Below are 15,578 nucleotides of genomic sequence, written 5' to 3'. Positions count from 1 at the left end.
TTTAGCAATGAACTATTGATTACTGTTAATTATTCGTTAGCAGTAGGGGGAGTTACTGGTGCGGTAGATTGTTGTTGGCGTTGTTCGCGTTTTTTACGGTCGGCTGAGATCATATCTGCCATTACCACCAGTGCTTGCGACATTTTCTCTAGATTAGAGCGATATAACTCTAAGTCTTTGCTGAGTTTATCCTCAGATAAATGTAGTCCAGCCGCAATAGTGTTGATTGCGTCAGTACGTTGCTTTTCATCTTTAACCAAGTCTGGGTCAGACTGCTCCAGTAAGGAGAATAGACCAATAGCAAACAAGCGATTGTATTTAAATTGAGAATTGTTAGCGATCGCTTGCAACTGTGATTGTAAATCAGGATCTTGATTTAAATGATTAGCTTGACTCAACCAAGCAATTAAATCATTAGCTGCTAAACTTTTTGCCAAAGTTTGCAATCTTTCAGCATCATGTCTATAGCGTTGTGCTTCTTGCTCTACAGCCTGACAGATAGCATGAAAAATTGATTCTTTGTCTCGTTCCGGTTGGTAGCCTTGCATAAAGCGGTCAAAAGTTGTGACAACGCCCAAGGCATAAATTGGATTGTAACTAAAATCAACATTTACTGATAGCAGGTGCATTTCCACCATCAACTCTTCTACTACCCGACGATAGATTGTGTTGATGGGACGGGTATGTAAGGAGTAGAAAGTTCGCTTTGTATCAGAGACAGTACGGACGTTATTCACAAAGAAAATATTAAGAATGTTAAGGGCGAAGTTATTTTATTGTCTCCCTTAAAGGCTACTTTGCCAAGTTCGGGTTTCTCATCAGAATCTTTGGTTAATTTGGTAGCATAAAGGGGATCAATTTTATTTGTGCAGTCTAGAAACAGAATCCTGAAGTCTGAGTACTCTACCCCAACAGCAGAGAGTTGGAATAAAAAATGTGTATGAAATTAGTTTTACCCACCAAGGTTAAGCATTTAAAGCAGTCTTGATGAGCCAATTTTACACATTTCATATTGAATTCTTGTTAATCAAATATTTTTAATTGTGCATCTCAATTTAATTTATGAGCCTTTCACCTCTTCTAATTACTCTAGGTAAATACATCGCTGGGGAATTTGACAATCGGGAACAGGCTTTAGCAGAACCTGCTTGGTATGTCCACCTACGTATGTGGCAAAGACCAGTTAACTTATTCACAGAAGACAGTATTACCTTGTTTGCCGAGCAAGCTAATATTGTCAACTTAGACCGCCCTTATCGCCAACGAATATTGCGGTTAATGGCAGGTAAGGATGTTGATGCAGCTTTGCAAATCCAGTACTATATGCCTAAAAATCCAAGTGCTTTAAGTGGCGCAGGCCGTAATCCTGCTTTACTCAAGACACTCACAGTCGAACAATTGGATTTATTGCCAGGGTGTATACTCACGCTGACCCAGCAAGAATTGACTCCTAAAAATTACAAGTTTATCGCTACTCAACCAAACGAGGCTCGTTGCTGCTTTAGTTATCAAGGCAACAATGTACAAGTTTCCTTGGGGTTTGCCGCCACAGCAGCAGAATTTTATAGCTACGACAAAGGCATTGACTCGGAGACAGGTAAAGCAACTTGGGGAGCGATTTTAGGGCCTTATCGCTACACTAAACGAGAACATTACTCAGTTTTGAGTGGGGAGTGCTGAGTGTGAAAAATATTTACTAACAACGCACGAGAAAACAGCTTAAAGCTGAAAGTTAGTCTTTTTACTCAGCACTTAGTACTCGATTAACTAGCGATACTCCGAGGAACACCTTCTAAAGCTTCCTCTTCTGTTTCAAAAATTTCAAATACTGTGTCCATCATCGTAACTTCAAACACGAGTTTGGCTTCTGGGTGTACGTTACAAATGCGGAAACTGCCTTTGACTTTATCCGCATCACGCATCCCAGCTACCAAAGACGTGAGACCAGAACTATCAATAAAATTTACTTGACCAAGATTCACTACTACATGGCGACTGAGCTTGGAAATACATTCCTGCAACTTCAAGCGGAATTGCCAAGCTGTAGTAATGTCTAAACGACCAGCTGGTGTTAAAACTATGACGGTATTACCGTCCTGGGTTGTATAGGTTGTTTGTTCTATTTGTATCACTAAAAATCCCCGTGGCACTCATTTTCAAATTGACTATTGCTGGATTGACCCTGAGATTGGTGAGTCAAAGAACTTACTTTTTTGGTAATCTTGACTTTCGTTGGCACGAAAGCTTGCCAGAAACTTGGTAAATTAATTGACTCACCACTTGAGCAGACTATCCAGTGCTGACACTTGAGATAAACAAGTTATAGCTAAAATAGTCACCTATTTACTAGGTGCTTACCTTTAGTAGTGTAACTCACTAAAAAAGTGCAGAGTGCTAATGAAAGTGCTGAGTTGAAAGCGCTGAGTGCCAAGTAACGAATATGCAAAATTTTATATTCCTATACAACGCACCCAACACTGAAATTGCCAAGCAAATTAATCTAACCCAGGGGGGATTACATTGTATGTGATCTTTAGTGGCTTGCTTTCCAATTGATCCAGTCTTGGGGCTTGAGGAAAGTATTGTACAATTCGGCTTCGGGGGAATTGGGTTCAGGCTGATAACCATATTCCCAACGCACTAAGGGAGGTAAAGACATGAGAATAGATTCGGTGCGGCCGTTGGTTTGGAGTCCAAAAATTGTGCCTCGGTCGTAAACCAAATTAAATTCAACATAGCGTCCGCGGCGGTAGAGTTGGAAATTTCGTTCGCGATCGCCATACTCTGTTTCATGTCGCCGTTGGGCAATTGGCACGTAGGCGGGCAAAAAGGTTCGACCACAACCTTGGATAAAAGCAAATAAATCTTCCCAAGTTCTTTGTTCTACTACTCCTACTTGGTCGCTGTAATTAGCTGCTGGGCCTTTGGGGTTAGGGCCACGATATAAAGTACCTTGACCATCTTGATAATCAAAGAATAAACCGCCTACACCCCTGGTTTCATTGCGATGTTTTAAATAAAAATATTCATCACACCACAGCTTAAACACTGGGTAATACTCAGGATGGTGTTGATCACAAGTCTGCTTAAAGGTTTTATGGAAGTGGGCAGCATCTTCAGCAAAAGGGTAATAAGGTGTCAAGTCAGCACCACCACCAAACCACCAAACTGGCCCTGCTTCAAAATAACGGTAGTTTAAGTGAACTGTGGGGACATAAGGATTACGGGGATGTAACACCAAGGAAGTGCCTGTGGCATAAAATTGGTGTCCCTCGGCTTCGGGACGTTGGGCTAAAATCGAGGGCGGCAAGTGAGAACCCCAAACTTCAGAAAAATTTACACCTGCTTGTTCAAAGATTTTGCCCTCACGCAGTACACGCGATCGCCCACCACCACCCTCCGGACGTTCCCAAGCATCTTCTTGAAACTCACCCACACCATCTAATTCGGTCAATGCTTGGGTAATTTCGTCTTGCAGCTGTTTCATAAACTGACTCACCCTCGCCTTAGCATCCTTTGGTGGTAAGAACTTGGACGATACTGCTTTTACTGTTGGGGTGTGCGAATTAGTCAACATAGAGATTCCCGAACCTTAATTACAATTGCCAAAAAGCCAGAAATTTTCAGTTAAAAATTTGTAGACAATCCGAACTCATTTTTTAGCTCGACTTGCTCAAACTAATGTTTTTTTGTCACGCTTTTACACTATTGATGTGTATGACTAGAGTTATTTTCCCTCAAATGCGTATAGGCTTGTATATTGACTCAGTTTTTTTTGTACTTCTTGATGGGAACATTCTGGTGTTATATCAACTTCTGGCAAGTTAGTATATGCCGTACTGATGATGGTGATGCCCCGCAAGCCTCGGTTTTCAGCCTTAGCAACCTTGTTGCCATCTGTGCCTAATCGTTACTTGCTATGCCACAACCAAATATTGAGAAATGTTAAGTAAGGGCAACTAGGATTGCTCACCATACCAGAGTTACCAGCAAGTCTGTAGCGAGGAGGATAAGGCAAATGCGAGGTTGGTTATCGAAATTCATCCACCGCAAACGTCGTCGGTTTTGTGCATCTTTAGTACGGACGTATCGAGAGATTAGTGATGCTTCTGTCGATGAACTATGGCAAAAGGTAGTTGACTTAACAGATGTTTCTTGGCATCCCCTACTAAAAAGTACCAACGTACCCTACGGATTAGTACCCAAACCTGGATTAATTTACCAAGCTGTCACACGCTTTTCACCCTTTCCTATTCGCATCTTTGTCGAGCGAGTCAATCCTAGAGAACTTTTGAGTGTGAGAGTTTTGGCTATTCCTGGCGTGGAAGAACGAATTACTTATCAAGTGGAATCTACGGTTTGTGGTACTTGTTTATCTTATTCTGTGACCCTAAAAGGCTGGTTATCCCCGCTAATTTGGTCATTTTCCCGTCCTTATGCAGATCGAGTAGCACGTTCTTTAGTTGAATCCGTAGAAAATGCCGCAGTCCAAGCGGTATCTAGTAAGAAAAAATCTCTTAATGATAGTTGTTTTGATTTTTAGAGTCTAGATGTGACAGGTTACAGGTTATAGGCTACGGATAAAACAGGTACTGCCAAAATTGTTTTTTAATCCATAGTCTCTAGCCTCTAGTTTGCTATTCCCAAGAAAGTTAAGATTCTATTAGCTAAGAATAAAAATTTCTTAAATTTTTTACGGCGGTAATGCTGAAAACACTATGTACGATGTCCTTGATTCCCGTTCTGTCTTAGAAGTATTGCGACCTGTACAAGACCCAGAACTCCGCAAGAGTCTGGTAGAACTGAATATGATTCGCAACGTTAACATTGACGGTGGCAAGGTGAGCTTCACTTTAGTTTTGACCACACCCGCCTGTCCCTTACGTGAATTTATTGTCGAAGATTGTGAAAAAGCTGTGAAAAAACTACCTGGGGTGACAGAAGTTAAGGTAGAAGTCACAGCCGAAACACCACAGCAAAAAAATGTACCCGATCGCAATGGTGTTCCTGGGATAAAAAACATTTTGGCAGTTTCCAGTGGCAAAGGCGGTGTCGGTAAAAGCACGGTAGCTGTGAATGTTGCCGTCGCCCTCGCGCAAACAGGGGCAAAAGTCGGCTTGCTAGATGCGGATATTTACGGCCCCAACGATCCCACTATGCTAGGACTGGGTGATGCTCAAATTACCGTTCGTTCTACAGACAAAGGCGAAGTTTTAGAACCTGCATTTAATCATGGTGTCAAATTAGTCTCTATGGGCTTTTTGATTGATAAAGATCAGCCTGTAATTTGGCGTGGGCCAATGCTAAATGGGGTGATTCGCCAGTTTCTTTATCAAGTGGAATGGGGTGAACTAGACTATTTAATTGTGGATATGCCGCCGGGAACTGGTGATGCCCAGTTAACTTTAACCCAAGCTGTGCCAATGGTAGGAGCCGTAATTGTGACTACACCACAAACGGTCGCTTTATTAGATGCTCGTAAAGGATTACGGATGTTTCAGCAAATGAACGTCCCTGTTTTGGGAATAGTAGAAAACATGAGCTACTTTATTCCCCCGGATATGCCAGATAAACAGTACGATATTTTCGGTTCTGGTGGTGGTGAAAAAACCGCCACAGAGTTGGGAGTTTCTTTATTGGGCTGCGTACCATTAGAGATTTCCACGAGAGTTGGTGGTGACAGTGGTGTGCCGATTGTTGTGGCTGAACCAGATTCGGCTTCTGCCAAAGCATTAAAAGCGATCGCCCTGACCATTGCAGGTAAAGTATCAGTCGCTGCACTGACGGCATAAATTTTAATTTTTGTCTGATTCCTGGGCAGTTGCCTAGGAATACAGATTATGAATCGAGAATTTAGAAGTTAAAATTCAGAAGTCAGAATTTCTCGTAGTTTCAGTATGAGGATTCTATGTAGGAAAAATATTTTATTTTGAATAATAAATTCAAAGGTTTGTGAACTCAATTACTCATACAATCTCAGAAAATTTCTCCTGAATTCTACTTACTGTCTCCTAAATTCTTTTACTCAGTAAATTTATCTCTTCAAATTAAATTCTCAAATTGCACAATGTTGTTAAAACGTTCGCTCCCCAAAGTTCGCTGGAAATCTTGGGTCAAGCCTTGGCAGCAAATAGATTGGTTATTATTTTGTTTACCTGTTGCTGTCAGTATTTTTGGCGGCATTATGATTCTGAGTACAGAACTCAAACAGCCAGTTACAGATTGGTGGTGGCACTGGTTAGTAGCTGGGATTGGTGTTTTCATAGCGTTGTTTTTATGTCGAATTCGCTACGAAAATTTACTTCAGTGGCATTGGATTACATACGGTCTGACCAACTTCAGCTTAATTGCGGTGATGCTGGCTGGTACTAGTGCTAAAGGCGCACAGCGCTGGATTAGCGTTGCGGGTTTTAATGTTCAACCGTCAGAATTTGCCAAAATTGGGATAATTATAACTCTAGCGGCTTTATTACACAAGCGGACAGCTTCTTCCCTAGATAATGTTTTTCGGGCTTTGGCAATTACAGCAGTTCCGTGGGGATTAGTATTTTTGCAGCCCGATTTGGCGACATCCTTGGTATTTGGGGCGATCGTTTTAGGGATGCTGTACTGGGCTAATGCCAATCCCGGCTGGTTAATTTTGTTAATTTCTCCAGTCATTTCTGCCATTTTGTTTAGTATTTACTGGCCTTTATCTGAGCCAATAGACTTAACGAAGGTACTAGCTGTTGGGCTGGGGTTTTTAGGATTTAAAGAAATAGGTTTTGCGTCTTTAGGATTTCTGAAAGAAATAGCTGTAACTCCTTTAGGCATTCTTTGGGCATTTGCAATGGCATTTGTTGGCTGGCTAACACTAACTTGGCGGCGATCTGGTCTTGCGGCGATTGGTGCTTGGACTCTCAATATTTTGGGTGGTGAACTTGGAGTTTTTGCTTGGAACCACGTCTTAAAAGAGTATCAAAAAGACCGACTTACTGTGTTTATTAACCCCGATCATGATCCTTTGGGTGCTGGCTATCACCTGATTCAATCACGCATTGCCATTGGTGCTGGCGAAATTTGGGGATGGGGTTTGTTTAAAGGGCCGATGACTCAACTCAATTTCGTCCCTGAACAGCATACAGACTTTATTTTCTCAGCGGTAGGTGAAGAATTTGGGTTTGTGGGTTGTTTAGTAGTGTTGTTTGTTTTTTGCTTGATTTGCTTCCGTCTGTTGCACGTAGCGCAAACAGCCAAAGATAACTTTGGTTCGTTATTGGCGATTGGTGTTTTGTCGATGATTGTGTTTCAGTTAATTGTCAATGTGGGGATGACCGTTGGTTTAGCCCCTGTAGCTGGAATTCCGCTACCTTGGATGAGTTATGGACGTTCTGCAATGCTGACTAATTTCATCGCATTAGGAATAGTAGAATCAGTGGCAAACTTCCGACAAAAGCAGAAGTATTATTAATGAGTCAATAGTCTATTAGGATAAAAACTATGGACAATAAACTCTAAACTATTGACTTTGGACTCTTGACTCTTGACTATTGACAAGTATGTAAACCAGCGAGGGTAAAAATCATGATTCTGCCTGGAGCAACTGTTCGCGTCAAAAATCCCGCAGATACCTACTATCGCTATGAAGGACTCGTACAACGGGTAAGTGATGGCAAAGTAGCTGTGTTGTTTGAAGGTGGCAACTGGGATAAACTAATTACCTTTCGCCTGTCAGAGTTGGAACCTGTAGACACCACCGCAGGACGTAAAGCAAGTAAGAAGTAAAAAGTGAGCCACTGCGGTGGACGGGTTTCCCGGCATAAAGGAGACAGTGCCGTGGGCGGGTTTCCCGACTTGAGGCAACTGTCGGCAAGTGGCGAACCCGAAGGGTAAAAAGGCAAAAGAAAAATAATTAATCTCTTTTGCCTTTCGTCTTCTACCTTTTGCATTTTGCCTTTTAACCTTGATTCTATGCGTCTTCCTCTACCACAATTTGCGACCAGCGATCGCCACCCCAATCATATTGCGGAGGTGATTGAGACTAACACTACTGAATTTCTGGCACAATGCTTGGAACCAGAAGACTTGAGCTTTCCCGCGATGCCACCTTTTGGTAGTTGGGTTTGTGCTGTAGATGAAGAATCTGGTAATCAAGTGTATGCTGTGGTGTCTTATGCCACAACCATGCCGATAGATTCTATACATCGGGCTGTGGCGCTGGGGTTGTCATTGCAAGATTTACGCGAGGAACAACCCCAGATATTTGCTATGCTCAAAACTGAATTTCGGGCGGCGATTGTTGGTTTTGCACCGCCTTCCCCAAATTCCCACGAAATTTCCAGAATATATCAGTATCTACCACCCCGCCCGCCGCAAATTCATCAAGCAGTTTATCGATGCGAAGCGGAAGCAATTATTAAATTTACAGAAGAATTAGATTTTTTACGGACATTATTGTCTGTAAATGGTGCGCCAGTTGAGTCTTTAACCGCAGCAGCCATTCGAGATGTTTACCAGTTACGCAAAGCTGACCGAGAATGGCTTGTTAAGGCAGGACGGATGCTGAGTGTGCTTTTAAAAGACGATTATGATCGCTTACGGTTTATTTTAAGTCAAATCCATCCATAGGTAGTTATTTTCTCAACAATTACCTCAGTAGTTTGAAATAAACTGTTTTGTCATTTGTCAGGGTGGCTTTTATAATTATTTATTTTGATTGAGCGATCGCCTTTGAGGATATCGCTACTTTGCCGTCGCCCCTTTAAGTATTTCCTATGGAACCAGTATTACAAGTTCTTGCTCTAGAACCAACTTCCCAAGTTCTGGGTCAGGAACCAATCGTTCCCTTAGCAATTTTGTTGCTGGTTATTTTAGTCGTCCCCATCCTGTTTGAGCGTCTCAGACTACCAGGGTTAGTTGGTTTAGTAGGTTCTGGAGTTGTACTAGGCCCATCAGGTTGGAATCTATTCCATAGTGATTTATCAATCATTAACCTACTATCTGACATTGGCTTAATTTATTTGATGTTTTTAGTAGGTTTAGAACAGGATTTCAGACAATTAAACCAGAGTCAAATACGCTCTTGGGGATTTGCTGGTTTCACCTTTGTCATCCCTTTGTTGATGGGAATCTTACTAGGAAGGATTTTTGGTTTTGCGATTAATACATCTATATTAATAGGCAGCTTATTCACTTCTTATACTCTTTTAGCTTATCCCATTCTTAGCCGCCTAGGAGTTATTAATAATCCAGTTGTTAGTGCCACCATTGGAGCGACGATATTTACTGATATTAGCGCTGTTCTGATTTTAGATGTTTGTTTATTTAGTTTACAAGCAGATGTATTGAGTTTATCTTACATACTCACCTTGTTAGGTAGGCTAATTATTTACACAACAATTATTTTGCTGGGTTTTGATTGGGCTGGGCAAGAATTTTTCCGCCGTTCTGGAGATGATGAAGGGAATAAACTTTTATTTGTATTGTTATCAGTATTTATTGCCATAATTAGCGCTAAACTCATTGGAATCGAAAAAATCGTCGGAGCATTTTTAGCAGGTTTAGCGGTTAATACAGTAGTAGGTGAAAGCCCCACTAAAGACAAGCTTGTCTTTGTTGGTAGTGTGCTATTTATTCCCGTCTTTTTTGTTAAGCTTGGTTTGCTAATTGATTTACCTGGGTGGAGCAGCAGTATTACAACTTTAAAGTTAATGCTGTTAGTTGTTATTGGTGTAATTGTTAGCAAATTTTTAGCAGCGTTGTTAGCAAAAATCTGTTATCGTTACAACTGGCAAGAAATGTTAACTATGTGGTCTATATCACTGCCCCAAGTCAGTACGACCTTAGCTGGTACTTTTTTAGGGTATCGTGCTGGCTTGCTGTCAATGGAAGTATTACATAGTGTTGTGGCATTGATGCTGATTACATCAACTTTAGGGCCGTTGCTCACCAATGGCATAGCTGTTGCGGTCACACCTACACCCCTGCTAGAAGCACTAACAGTAAATTTGCCTGAACAAAAAAGTGCAGAAAAACACAGTAATTTTACTATAGTTGTACCTATATATAATCCTCAAACACAGCAATACTTAATGGAAATGGCGGCATTATTAGCTCATCCAGAAAAGAGCAAAATTATCGCGTTAAGTATTGCTACTGCTGCGGCTCGAATGGATGCACCACAGTTAGAAGCATCTCTGCAAAAGAGTGAACGCTTATTAGCAAAAGCTCACGACCAGAGTCGTAATTTGGGCATAGAAACATTATCACTACTGCGAATTGATAATGCCTTTGCGTCAGGAATTACCAGAGCCGCACGAGAGCAAAAGGCGAGTTTAATTGTAATAGGTTGGGATAAACGAACTGGGTTGCGATCGCGTTTATTTGGCAATGTAATTGATACTGTACTATGGGCATCTCATTGTTCTGTAGCTGTGACTCGGCTGGTGGAATCACCCCAGAAAATTCAACGCATTCTCGTACCATTAGAAAATTTAACTTCCCCTGTATTGCCTGCTGTCCAGTTTGCCCAAATGCTGGCAGATACAAACCAAGCCCAAGTTACAGTTTTGAATGTGTGCGATCGCCGCATTAGTTCTAGTAAAATCGCAGCAAGGCGATCGCAACTTGCTGTTTTAGTGTCGCAATTAGCTCTGGCAAATCCCCCAGAAATTCAAATTATTGCTCATGAAAATGTTGCCCAAGCAATTTTACAGGCAGCACGATTGTATGACTTAGTAGTGTTACCCTTCGTACGCAATTATACTATCCCTGGTGGTTTAGTTATGAGTGATCTCACCACTCAGATAGCCAGGCAACTTACTTGCTCTATTGTCATTCTGAGAGATGCACAAAATACTCAAATCAGCGCCACACCAAAAAGTGTTGCTAACACTACCTCTACTGTTTAAGGCATTTGCGAAACTCACAACTTAAGATGGGTAATTTGGCAACTTCAGCTAGATCAAAAGTTAGTACTGATTATAATTAGTGTTTTACTGTAAACTTTATTTTGTTGAAGATTTCATGAATTCTAGGGCAGAAACGCTCAACCCTTAAGTGATGTTTGCTATTTTGCTAGATGAATTGTCCAGCAACTAAGTGTCAATGTAACAAAATTGCATACATAACAAAATAATCAATCCCAAAATACATTACTAATTTAGCTCTGTGCGCCCTGCATTTTTGCATCTCGGCTGGGTACTCTAAAAACAAGCTAAACAGCCACTACTAGTATCTGTAAATATCAGGAAAACTATGAGAATTTTGGTGACGGGCGGCGCTGGGTTTATTGGTTCCCATCTTATCGACCGATTAATACCTCAAGGGCATGAAGTAATTTGCTTAGATAATTTTTATACGGGTACTAAACGTAATATCTTCAAGTGGATGGGGAACCCCAACTTTGAGTTGATCCGCCACGATATTACTGAGCCAATTCGTTTAGAAGTCGATCAAATTTACCATTTAGCTTGTCCAGCTTCACCAGTACATTATCAGTACAACCCAGTGAAAACCGTTAAGACTAACGTTATGGGAACACTGAATATGTTGGGGTTAGCAAAGCGTGTAAAAGCAAGATTTTTGTTAGCTTCAACTAGTGAAGTTTACGGTGATCCGGAAGTTCATCCCCAAACCGAAGACTACAGAGGTAACGTTAATCCTATTGGATTGCGTTCATGCTACGACGAAGGCAAAAGAATTGCCGAAACTTTGGCATTTGACTACTACAGACAAAATAAAGTTGAGATTCGGGTAGCACGGATATTTAACACCTACGGCCCACGGATGTTAGAAAACGATGGTCGGGTAGTCAGCAACCTGGTTGTCCAAGCACTACGGGGTATTCCCTTAACTGTGTACGGAGAAGGTACGCAAACACGTAGTTTTTGCTACGTATCAGATCTAGTAGAAGGGCTGATGCGGTTGATGAATTGTGAATTCACTGGGCCGATAAATTTAGGTAATCCTGACGAATACACCATCTTGGAATTGGCACAGGCTGTGCAGAAGCAAGTAAATCCCGATGCCGAAATTAAGTTTGAACCTCTACCTTCAGATGATCCTCGCCGCCGTCGCCCTGATATTACCAGAGCAAAAACTTGGTTAAATTGGGAACCTACCATTCCTCTGCAAGAGGGGTTAAAACTGACAATAGAGGATTTCCGCGATCGCATAAACAGCGATACCTAGGATTGAAGCTTCACAGCAGTTGCTAAAACTGCTCTGAACTATAGTACAAGCTAACTTTTAGCCATAGCTTGCACTGGAATGATTAGTTAATAGACGATGCGCAGATGTCATATTAACGACTTCATTTTTGCAGAATAACCCCAAGAAAGCGAGGAGATAATAAAATGCGTGTTTGCGTAATTGGTACTGGGTACGTTGGTTTAGTTACAGGTGCTTGCTTGGCTCACATTGGGCATGATGTAGTTTGCATAGACAACAACGAAGAAAAAGTCAAACTCATGAAGTCTGGGCAATCGCCAATTTTCGAGCCTGGTCTTTCAGAAATTATGCAATCTGCCATTCAATCTGGCAAAATCGAGTTTTCCACAGATCTTGCTGCTGGGGTTGCCCACGGTGAAATTCTGTTTATTGCGGTAGGTACACCACCTCTACCCAACGGTGAAAGCGATACCCGTTATGTTGAAGCTGTAGCTCGTGGTATCGGAGCTAACCTCAATGGTGGCTATAAAGTTGTCGTTAACAAATCTACAGTACCCATTGGTTCTGGTGACTGGGTGCGAATGATTGTTTTAGATGGAATTGCGGAACGTCAAAAAGCACTGGTACCAGCAGGTGGTGTGCCTAGCGATGACAAATTGCCAGAACTAGCCGCACATTTTGATGTTGTCAGCAACCCAGAGTTTCTGCGTGAAGGTTCGGCAGTTTTCGATACCTTTAACCCTGATCGCATTGTCCTAGGCGGTAATAGCTCAAAAGCGCTCGCTATGATGCAGGAACTTTATGCACCAATCGTCGAGCGCAAGTTTGCGGCTGATCAATCTTTGCCACCTGTACCTATACTGGCTACAGACCTCAGTTCGGCAGAGATGATCAAATACGCTGCTAATGCTTTCTTAGCCACCAAGATTAGTTTTATTAACGAAGTTGCTAACATTTGCGATCGCGTTGGTGCTGATGTCACTCAAGTAGCCAAAGGTATTGGTTTAGACTCCCGCATCGGTAACAAATTCTTGCAAGCCGGCATTGGTTGGGGTGGTTCTTGCTTCCCCAAAGACGTTTCAGCTTTGATTCACACTGCTGATGATTATGGTTACGAAGCTCAATTACTCAAATCAGCCGTTAGTGTTAACGAACGCCAACGTTTGATTGCTTTGGAAAAACTTCAGCAAGTCCTGAAAATCCTCAAAGGTAAAACAGTTGGCTTGCTTGGTTTAACCTTCAAACCAGATACCGACGACTTGCGCGATGCACCTGCACTCAACTTAATTGAGCAACTCAACCGCTTAGGAGCCAAAGTTAAAGCTTACGACCCAATTATTTCTCAAACCGGGATGCGTCATGGTCTTTCTGGTGTTTTAGTAGAAACTGATGCTGAAAGACTAGCCGATGGTTGTGATGCTTTGGTACTCGTAACCGAATGGCAACAATTCAGCCAGTTAGATTATGCCAAAATGGCACAACTCATGAATAATCCTGTCGTGATTGATGGTCGTAACTTTCTCGACCCTGAAACAATGGTGAGAGCAGGCTTCCAATACGTTGGTATTGGCAGATAGATCTTAATTCTTGATTTTTCAAATAAACAGCCGCGATAATTTGCGGCTGTTTATTTGAGATTAAGGGAATTAATTAAAAGTTGTAACCAACACCGAAGAGTAAACCAACATCAGTCTGATCTAAAAAAGCAGCATTGACAGTACCATTAAGGGTAAAGCGATCGCCTAAAGGTACATCCACACCACCAGTTAACAACAGTCCAACGTCAGCATCATTACTAGTTTCGATAGCGACACCAGCACCAACAAAAGGAGATACTGGAAAGCGTTGCTCACCTGTAGGATTCACTGAACGAGGTAGAAAATCAAAAGTTACGGGTACTAGAACTACAGTATCGTCGCCAAACACTGCGGAAGGGCGTACAGAAATGTAGTTAGTTAGACCAACTTTGCTAATTACCGCAATATTTCCTTCGCTTAAAGCTGAGTCTCCACCCAAACCGATGTTACCAGCAACTCCAATGTAGCTAGAACCACCACGAGTCGCTCTACCAGCTTCAATATTAGTTGTACCAGTTCCGCCAGGAGTAGTTTGATTGTCTCCTGGTTGTTGACTAACATTCAAGTTAGGTGGAATCAGAACTTCATTAATAACGTGAATTACACCATTACTAGCTTGCACATTTGGTTGGATAACTCTGGCATTATTGACAGCAATTTGATTATTAGCGCTATCCACCTTGATATTTACAGATTCATCTTCCGATGTTCTCAGTTCACCAGCCTGAAGTTGACTTGCAGTTAATGAACCAGGAACCACATGATATCTGAGAATTTTCAACAACAGTTCTCTATTTTCTGGCTGTTGTAATTGCTGTACAGTACCAGCCGGCAAAGCTGCAAACGCCTGATCTGTAGGTGCAAAGACTGTATAAGGGCCTGGTTGTTGTAAAGTATCAGCTAAACCTGCTGTCCGTAATAAAGTAGTTAAAGTGCTAAAAGAATTATTAGACGCGGCGATGGAAACAATATCATTACCAGTTTGAGTGCTGCCAGTTTGAGTATTGCCAGTATTGCCTGCAACTATATAATTAGCAGCCGTCACATTACTAGCCAGAGGTTGCGCCTGTCCTTGTCTGACTAAGGCTTGATACAACAAACCAGCGGCTTCAGCACGAGTTAAGGGAACTTGGGGATTGAGTTGTTTAACATCTGGGTAGTTGACAACAATGTTAGCTTGAGTTGCCGCAGCTACATTGTTCACTGCATAGTTAGGAATTGCCGAAGCATCAGTGTAATAAGTGTTGAGAACATCTGATGCAGTGCCACTACTATTTAAATTTAAACCACTGGATAAAGCTGCGATCGCCTGAACTTTGGGAATTTGCAAATTTGGCTGAAACACATTACCAGGATATCCCGTCATAAATCCTGTTTCATAAGCTTCTTGAATCGCTGAAGCAGCCCAATAGTTAGCCGGTACATCTGTAAATCCACCTGAACTAATTTGCCGAACTGGATTTTGATTAAAAGCTTTTTGAATCATCGTCGCAAATTCGGCGCGAGTGACAGCTTGGTTAGGTTTAAATGAACCATCAGGAAATCCCGAAATCACATTTCTAGCGGCTAATGCTTGAATAAATGGAGTTGCCCAATAGTCGGAACTGACATCAGAAAAGTTACTTGTAGCAGTTGGAGATGAAGAAGGTGTAGCAGATGGAGAAGGTGTACTCGATGGCGCAGGTGTAACAGATGGATCTGTAGTTTGTGCCGAAACGATGTTCTGGCTAACTGTAGCAGTTGTTACGCCTAAAACCAGCAAAGTTATATGTGCTAATGACCAACCAAATAAATTATTCATGAAAATTTCCTCCAGAACAAAGTAGAAATATGGAAAATCTAAATATTTCC

Annotated in this window: 13 protein-coding genes; 9 read left to right on the top strand and 4 right to left on the bottom strand. The window is 41.8% G+C overall.

Going from position 1 to position 15,578, the window contains the following annotated elements; all coding sequences use genetic code 11:
- Positions 1 to 29: 29 nt before the first annotated feature.
- Complete coding sequence (gene psb29 / locus AC504W_RS02225) at positions 30 to 737, bottom strand: photosystem II biogenesis protein Psp29 (protein WP_494876010.1); 708 nt, start codon at positions 735 to 737, stop codon at positions 30 to 32.
- 325 nt (positions 738 to 1,062) lie between these two features.
- Here psb29 and AC504W_RS02220 point away from each other — a divergent pair, with 325 nt between their 5' ends.
- Positions 1,063 to 1,680 carry a chromophore lyase CpcT/CpeT gene (locus AC504W_RS02220; RefSeq protein ID WP_096584356.1) on the top strand — a complete coding sequence of 206 codons (618 nt, stop codon included), beginning with the start codon at positions 1,063 to 1,065 and terminating at the stop codon, positions 1,678 to 1,680.
- An 83-nt stretch (positions 1,681 to 1,763) separates the two neighbouring features.
- On the opposite strand, the gene AC504W_RS02215 is transcribed toward AC504W_RS02220, so the two are convergent.
- Both AC504W_RS02215 and hemF read right to left on the bottom strand, forming a co-directional pair.
- The gene (locus tag AC504W_RS02215; protein ID WP_015136575.1) at positions 1,764 to 2,132 is read right to left on the bottom strand and encodes an STAS domain-containing protein; all 369 of its coding nucleotides are present in this window, start codon (positions 2,130 to 2,132) and stop codon (positions 1,764 to 1,766) included.
- Between the two features lie 401 nt (positions 2,133 to 2,533).
- Positions 2,534 to 3,577 carry an oxygen-dependent coproporphyrinogen oxidase gene (hemF, locus tag AC504W_RS02210; RefSeq protein ID WP_494876008.1) on the bottom strand — a complete coding sequence of 348 codons (1,044 nt, stop codon included), beginning with the start codon at positions 3,575 to 3,577 and terminating at the stop codon, positions 2,534 to 2,536.
- Between the two features lie 441 nt (positions 3,578 to 4,018).
- On the opposite strand from hemF, the gene AC504W_RS02205 reads away from it, so the two are divergent.
- The 8 genes from AC504W_RS02205 to AC504W_RS02170 all read left to right on the top strand — a co-directional run bounded on the left by AC504W_RS02205 (position 4,019) and on the right by AC504W_RS02170 (position 13,727).
- Entirely contained in the window at positions 4,019 to 4,543 is a 525-nt protein-coding gene (locus AC504W_RS02205; protein ID WP_096584362.1) for an SRPBCC family protein, read from the top strand.
- Between the two features lie 175 nt (positions 4,544 to 4,718).
- Complete coding sequence (locus tag AC504W_RS02200) at positions 4,719 to 5,792, top strand: Mrp/NBP35 family ATP-binding protein (protein ID WP_494876007.1); 1,074 nt, start codon at positions 4,719 to 4,721, stop codon at positions 5,790 to 5,792.
- Positions 5,793 to 6,067: 275 nt separating this feature from the next.
- Positions 6,068 to 7,450: a rod shape-determining protein RodA gene (gene rodA, locus AC504W_RS02195; protein ID WP_494876006.1), complete on the top strand. Its 1,383-nt coding sequence runs from the start codon at positions 6,068 to 6,070 to the stop codon at positions 7,448 to 7,450.
- A gap of 113 nt (positions 7,451 to 7,563) precedes the next feature.
- Complete coding sequence (locus AC504W_RS02190) at positions 7,564 to 7,764, top strand: NAD(P)H dehydrogenase subunit NdhS (RefSeq protein ID WP_096584371.1); 201 nt, start codon at positions 7,564 to 7,566, stop codon at positions 7,762 to 7,764.
- A 186-nt stretch (positions 7,765 to 7,950) separates the two neighbouring features.
- Positions 7,951 to 8,607, top strand: coding sequence for an HAS-barrel domain-containing protein (locus tag AC504W_RS02185; protein ID WP_096584374.1), 657 nt, complete (start codon positions 7,951 to 7,953; stop codon positions 8,605 to 8,607).
- Between the two features lie 146 nt (positions 8,608 to 8,753).
- Positions 8,754 to 10,889 (top strand): cation:proton antiporter domain-containing protein, encoded by a 2,136-nt coding sequence (locus tag AC504W_RS02180; protein ID WP_494876004.1) that lies wholly within the window; start codon positions 8,754 to 8,756, stop codon positions 10,887 to 10,889.
- A 346-nt stretch (positions 10,890 to 11,235) separates the two neighbouring features.
- Positions 11,236 to 12,171 carry a UDP-glucuronic acid decarboxylase family protein gene (locus tag AC504W_RS02175; RefSeq protein ID WP_096584380.1) on the top strand — a complete coding sequence of 312 codons (936 nt, stop codon included), beginning with the start codon at positions 11,236 to 11,238 and terminating at the stop codon, positions 12,169 to 12,171.
- 164 nt (positions 12,172 to 12,335) lie between these two features.
- Entirely contained in the window at positions 12,336 to 13,727 is a 1,392-nt protein-coding gene (locus tag AC504W_RS02170) for a UDP-glucose dehydrogenase family protein (RefSeq protein WP_494876003.1), read from the top strand.
- Positions 13,728 to 13,800: 73 nt separating this feature from the next.
- On the opposite strand, the gene AC504W_RS02165 is transcribed toward AC504W_RS02170, so the two are convergent.
- The gene (locus AC504W_RS02165) at positions 13,801 to 15,528 is read right to left on the bottom strand and encodes a fasciclin domain-containing protein (RefSeq protein ID WP_494876001.1); all 1,728 of its coding nucleotides are present in this window, start codon (positions 15,526 to 15,528) and stop codon (positions 13,801 to 13,803) included.
- Positions 15,529 to 15,578: the final 50 nt, after the last annotated feature.

The organism is Nostoc sp. C96 (assembly GCF_059384975.1).
The sequence above is the reverse complement of the archived record's forward strand: the minus strand, read 5'-3'. Positions and strand labels throughout refer to the sequence as shown.

Excerpts from the sequence above, each read along its gene's own strand:
- rodA (WP_494876006.1), top strand. The coding sequence starts at position 6,068 with ATGTTGTTAAAACGTTCGCTCCCCAAAGTTCGCTGGAAATCTTGGGTC.
- AC504W_RS02205 (WP_096584362.1), top strand. The coding sequence starts at position 4,019 with ATGCGAGGTTGGTTATCGAAATTCATCCACCGCAAACGTCGTCGGTTT.
- AC504W_RS02220 (WP_096584356.1), top strand. The coding sequence starts at position 1,063 with ATGAGCCTTTCACCTCTTCTAATTACTCTAGGTAAATACATCGCTGGG.
- AC504W_RS02200 (WP_494876007.1), top strand. The coding sequence starts at position 4,719 with ATGTACGATGTCCTTGATTCCCGTTCTGTCTTAGAAGTATTGCGACCT.
- AC504W_RS02165 (WP_494876001.1), bottom strand. The coding sequence starts at position 15,528 with ATGAATAATTTATTTGGTTGGTCATTAGCACATATAACTTTGCTGGTT.
- AC504W_RS02175 (WP_096584380.1), top strand. The coding sequence starts at position 11,236 with ATGAGAATTTTGGTGACGGGCGGCGCTGGGTTTATTGGTTCCCATCTT.
- AC504W_RS02190 (WP_096584371.1), top strand. The coding sequence starts at position 7,564 with ATGATTCTGCCTGGAGCAACTGTTCGCGTCAAAAATCCCGCAGATACC.
- hemF (WP_494876008.1), bottom strand. The coding sequence starts at position 3,577 with ATGTTGACTAATTCGCACACCCCAACAGTAAAAGCAGTATCGTCCAAG.
- AC504W_RS02185 (WP_096584374.1), top strand. The coding sequence starts at position 7,951 with ATGCGTCTTCCTCTACCACAATTTGCGACCAGCGATCGCCACCCCAAT.
- AC504W_RS02180 (WP_494876004.1), top strand. The coding sequence starts at position 8,754 with ATGGAACCAGTATTACAAGTTCTTGCTCTAGAACCAACTTCCCAAGTT.
- AC504W_RS02170 (WP_494876003.1), top strand. The coding sequence starts at position 12,336 with ATGCGTGTTTGCGTAATTGGTACTGGGTACGTTGGTTTAGTTACAGGT.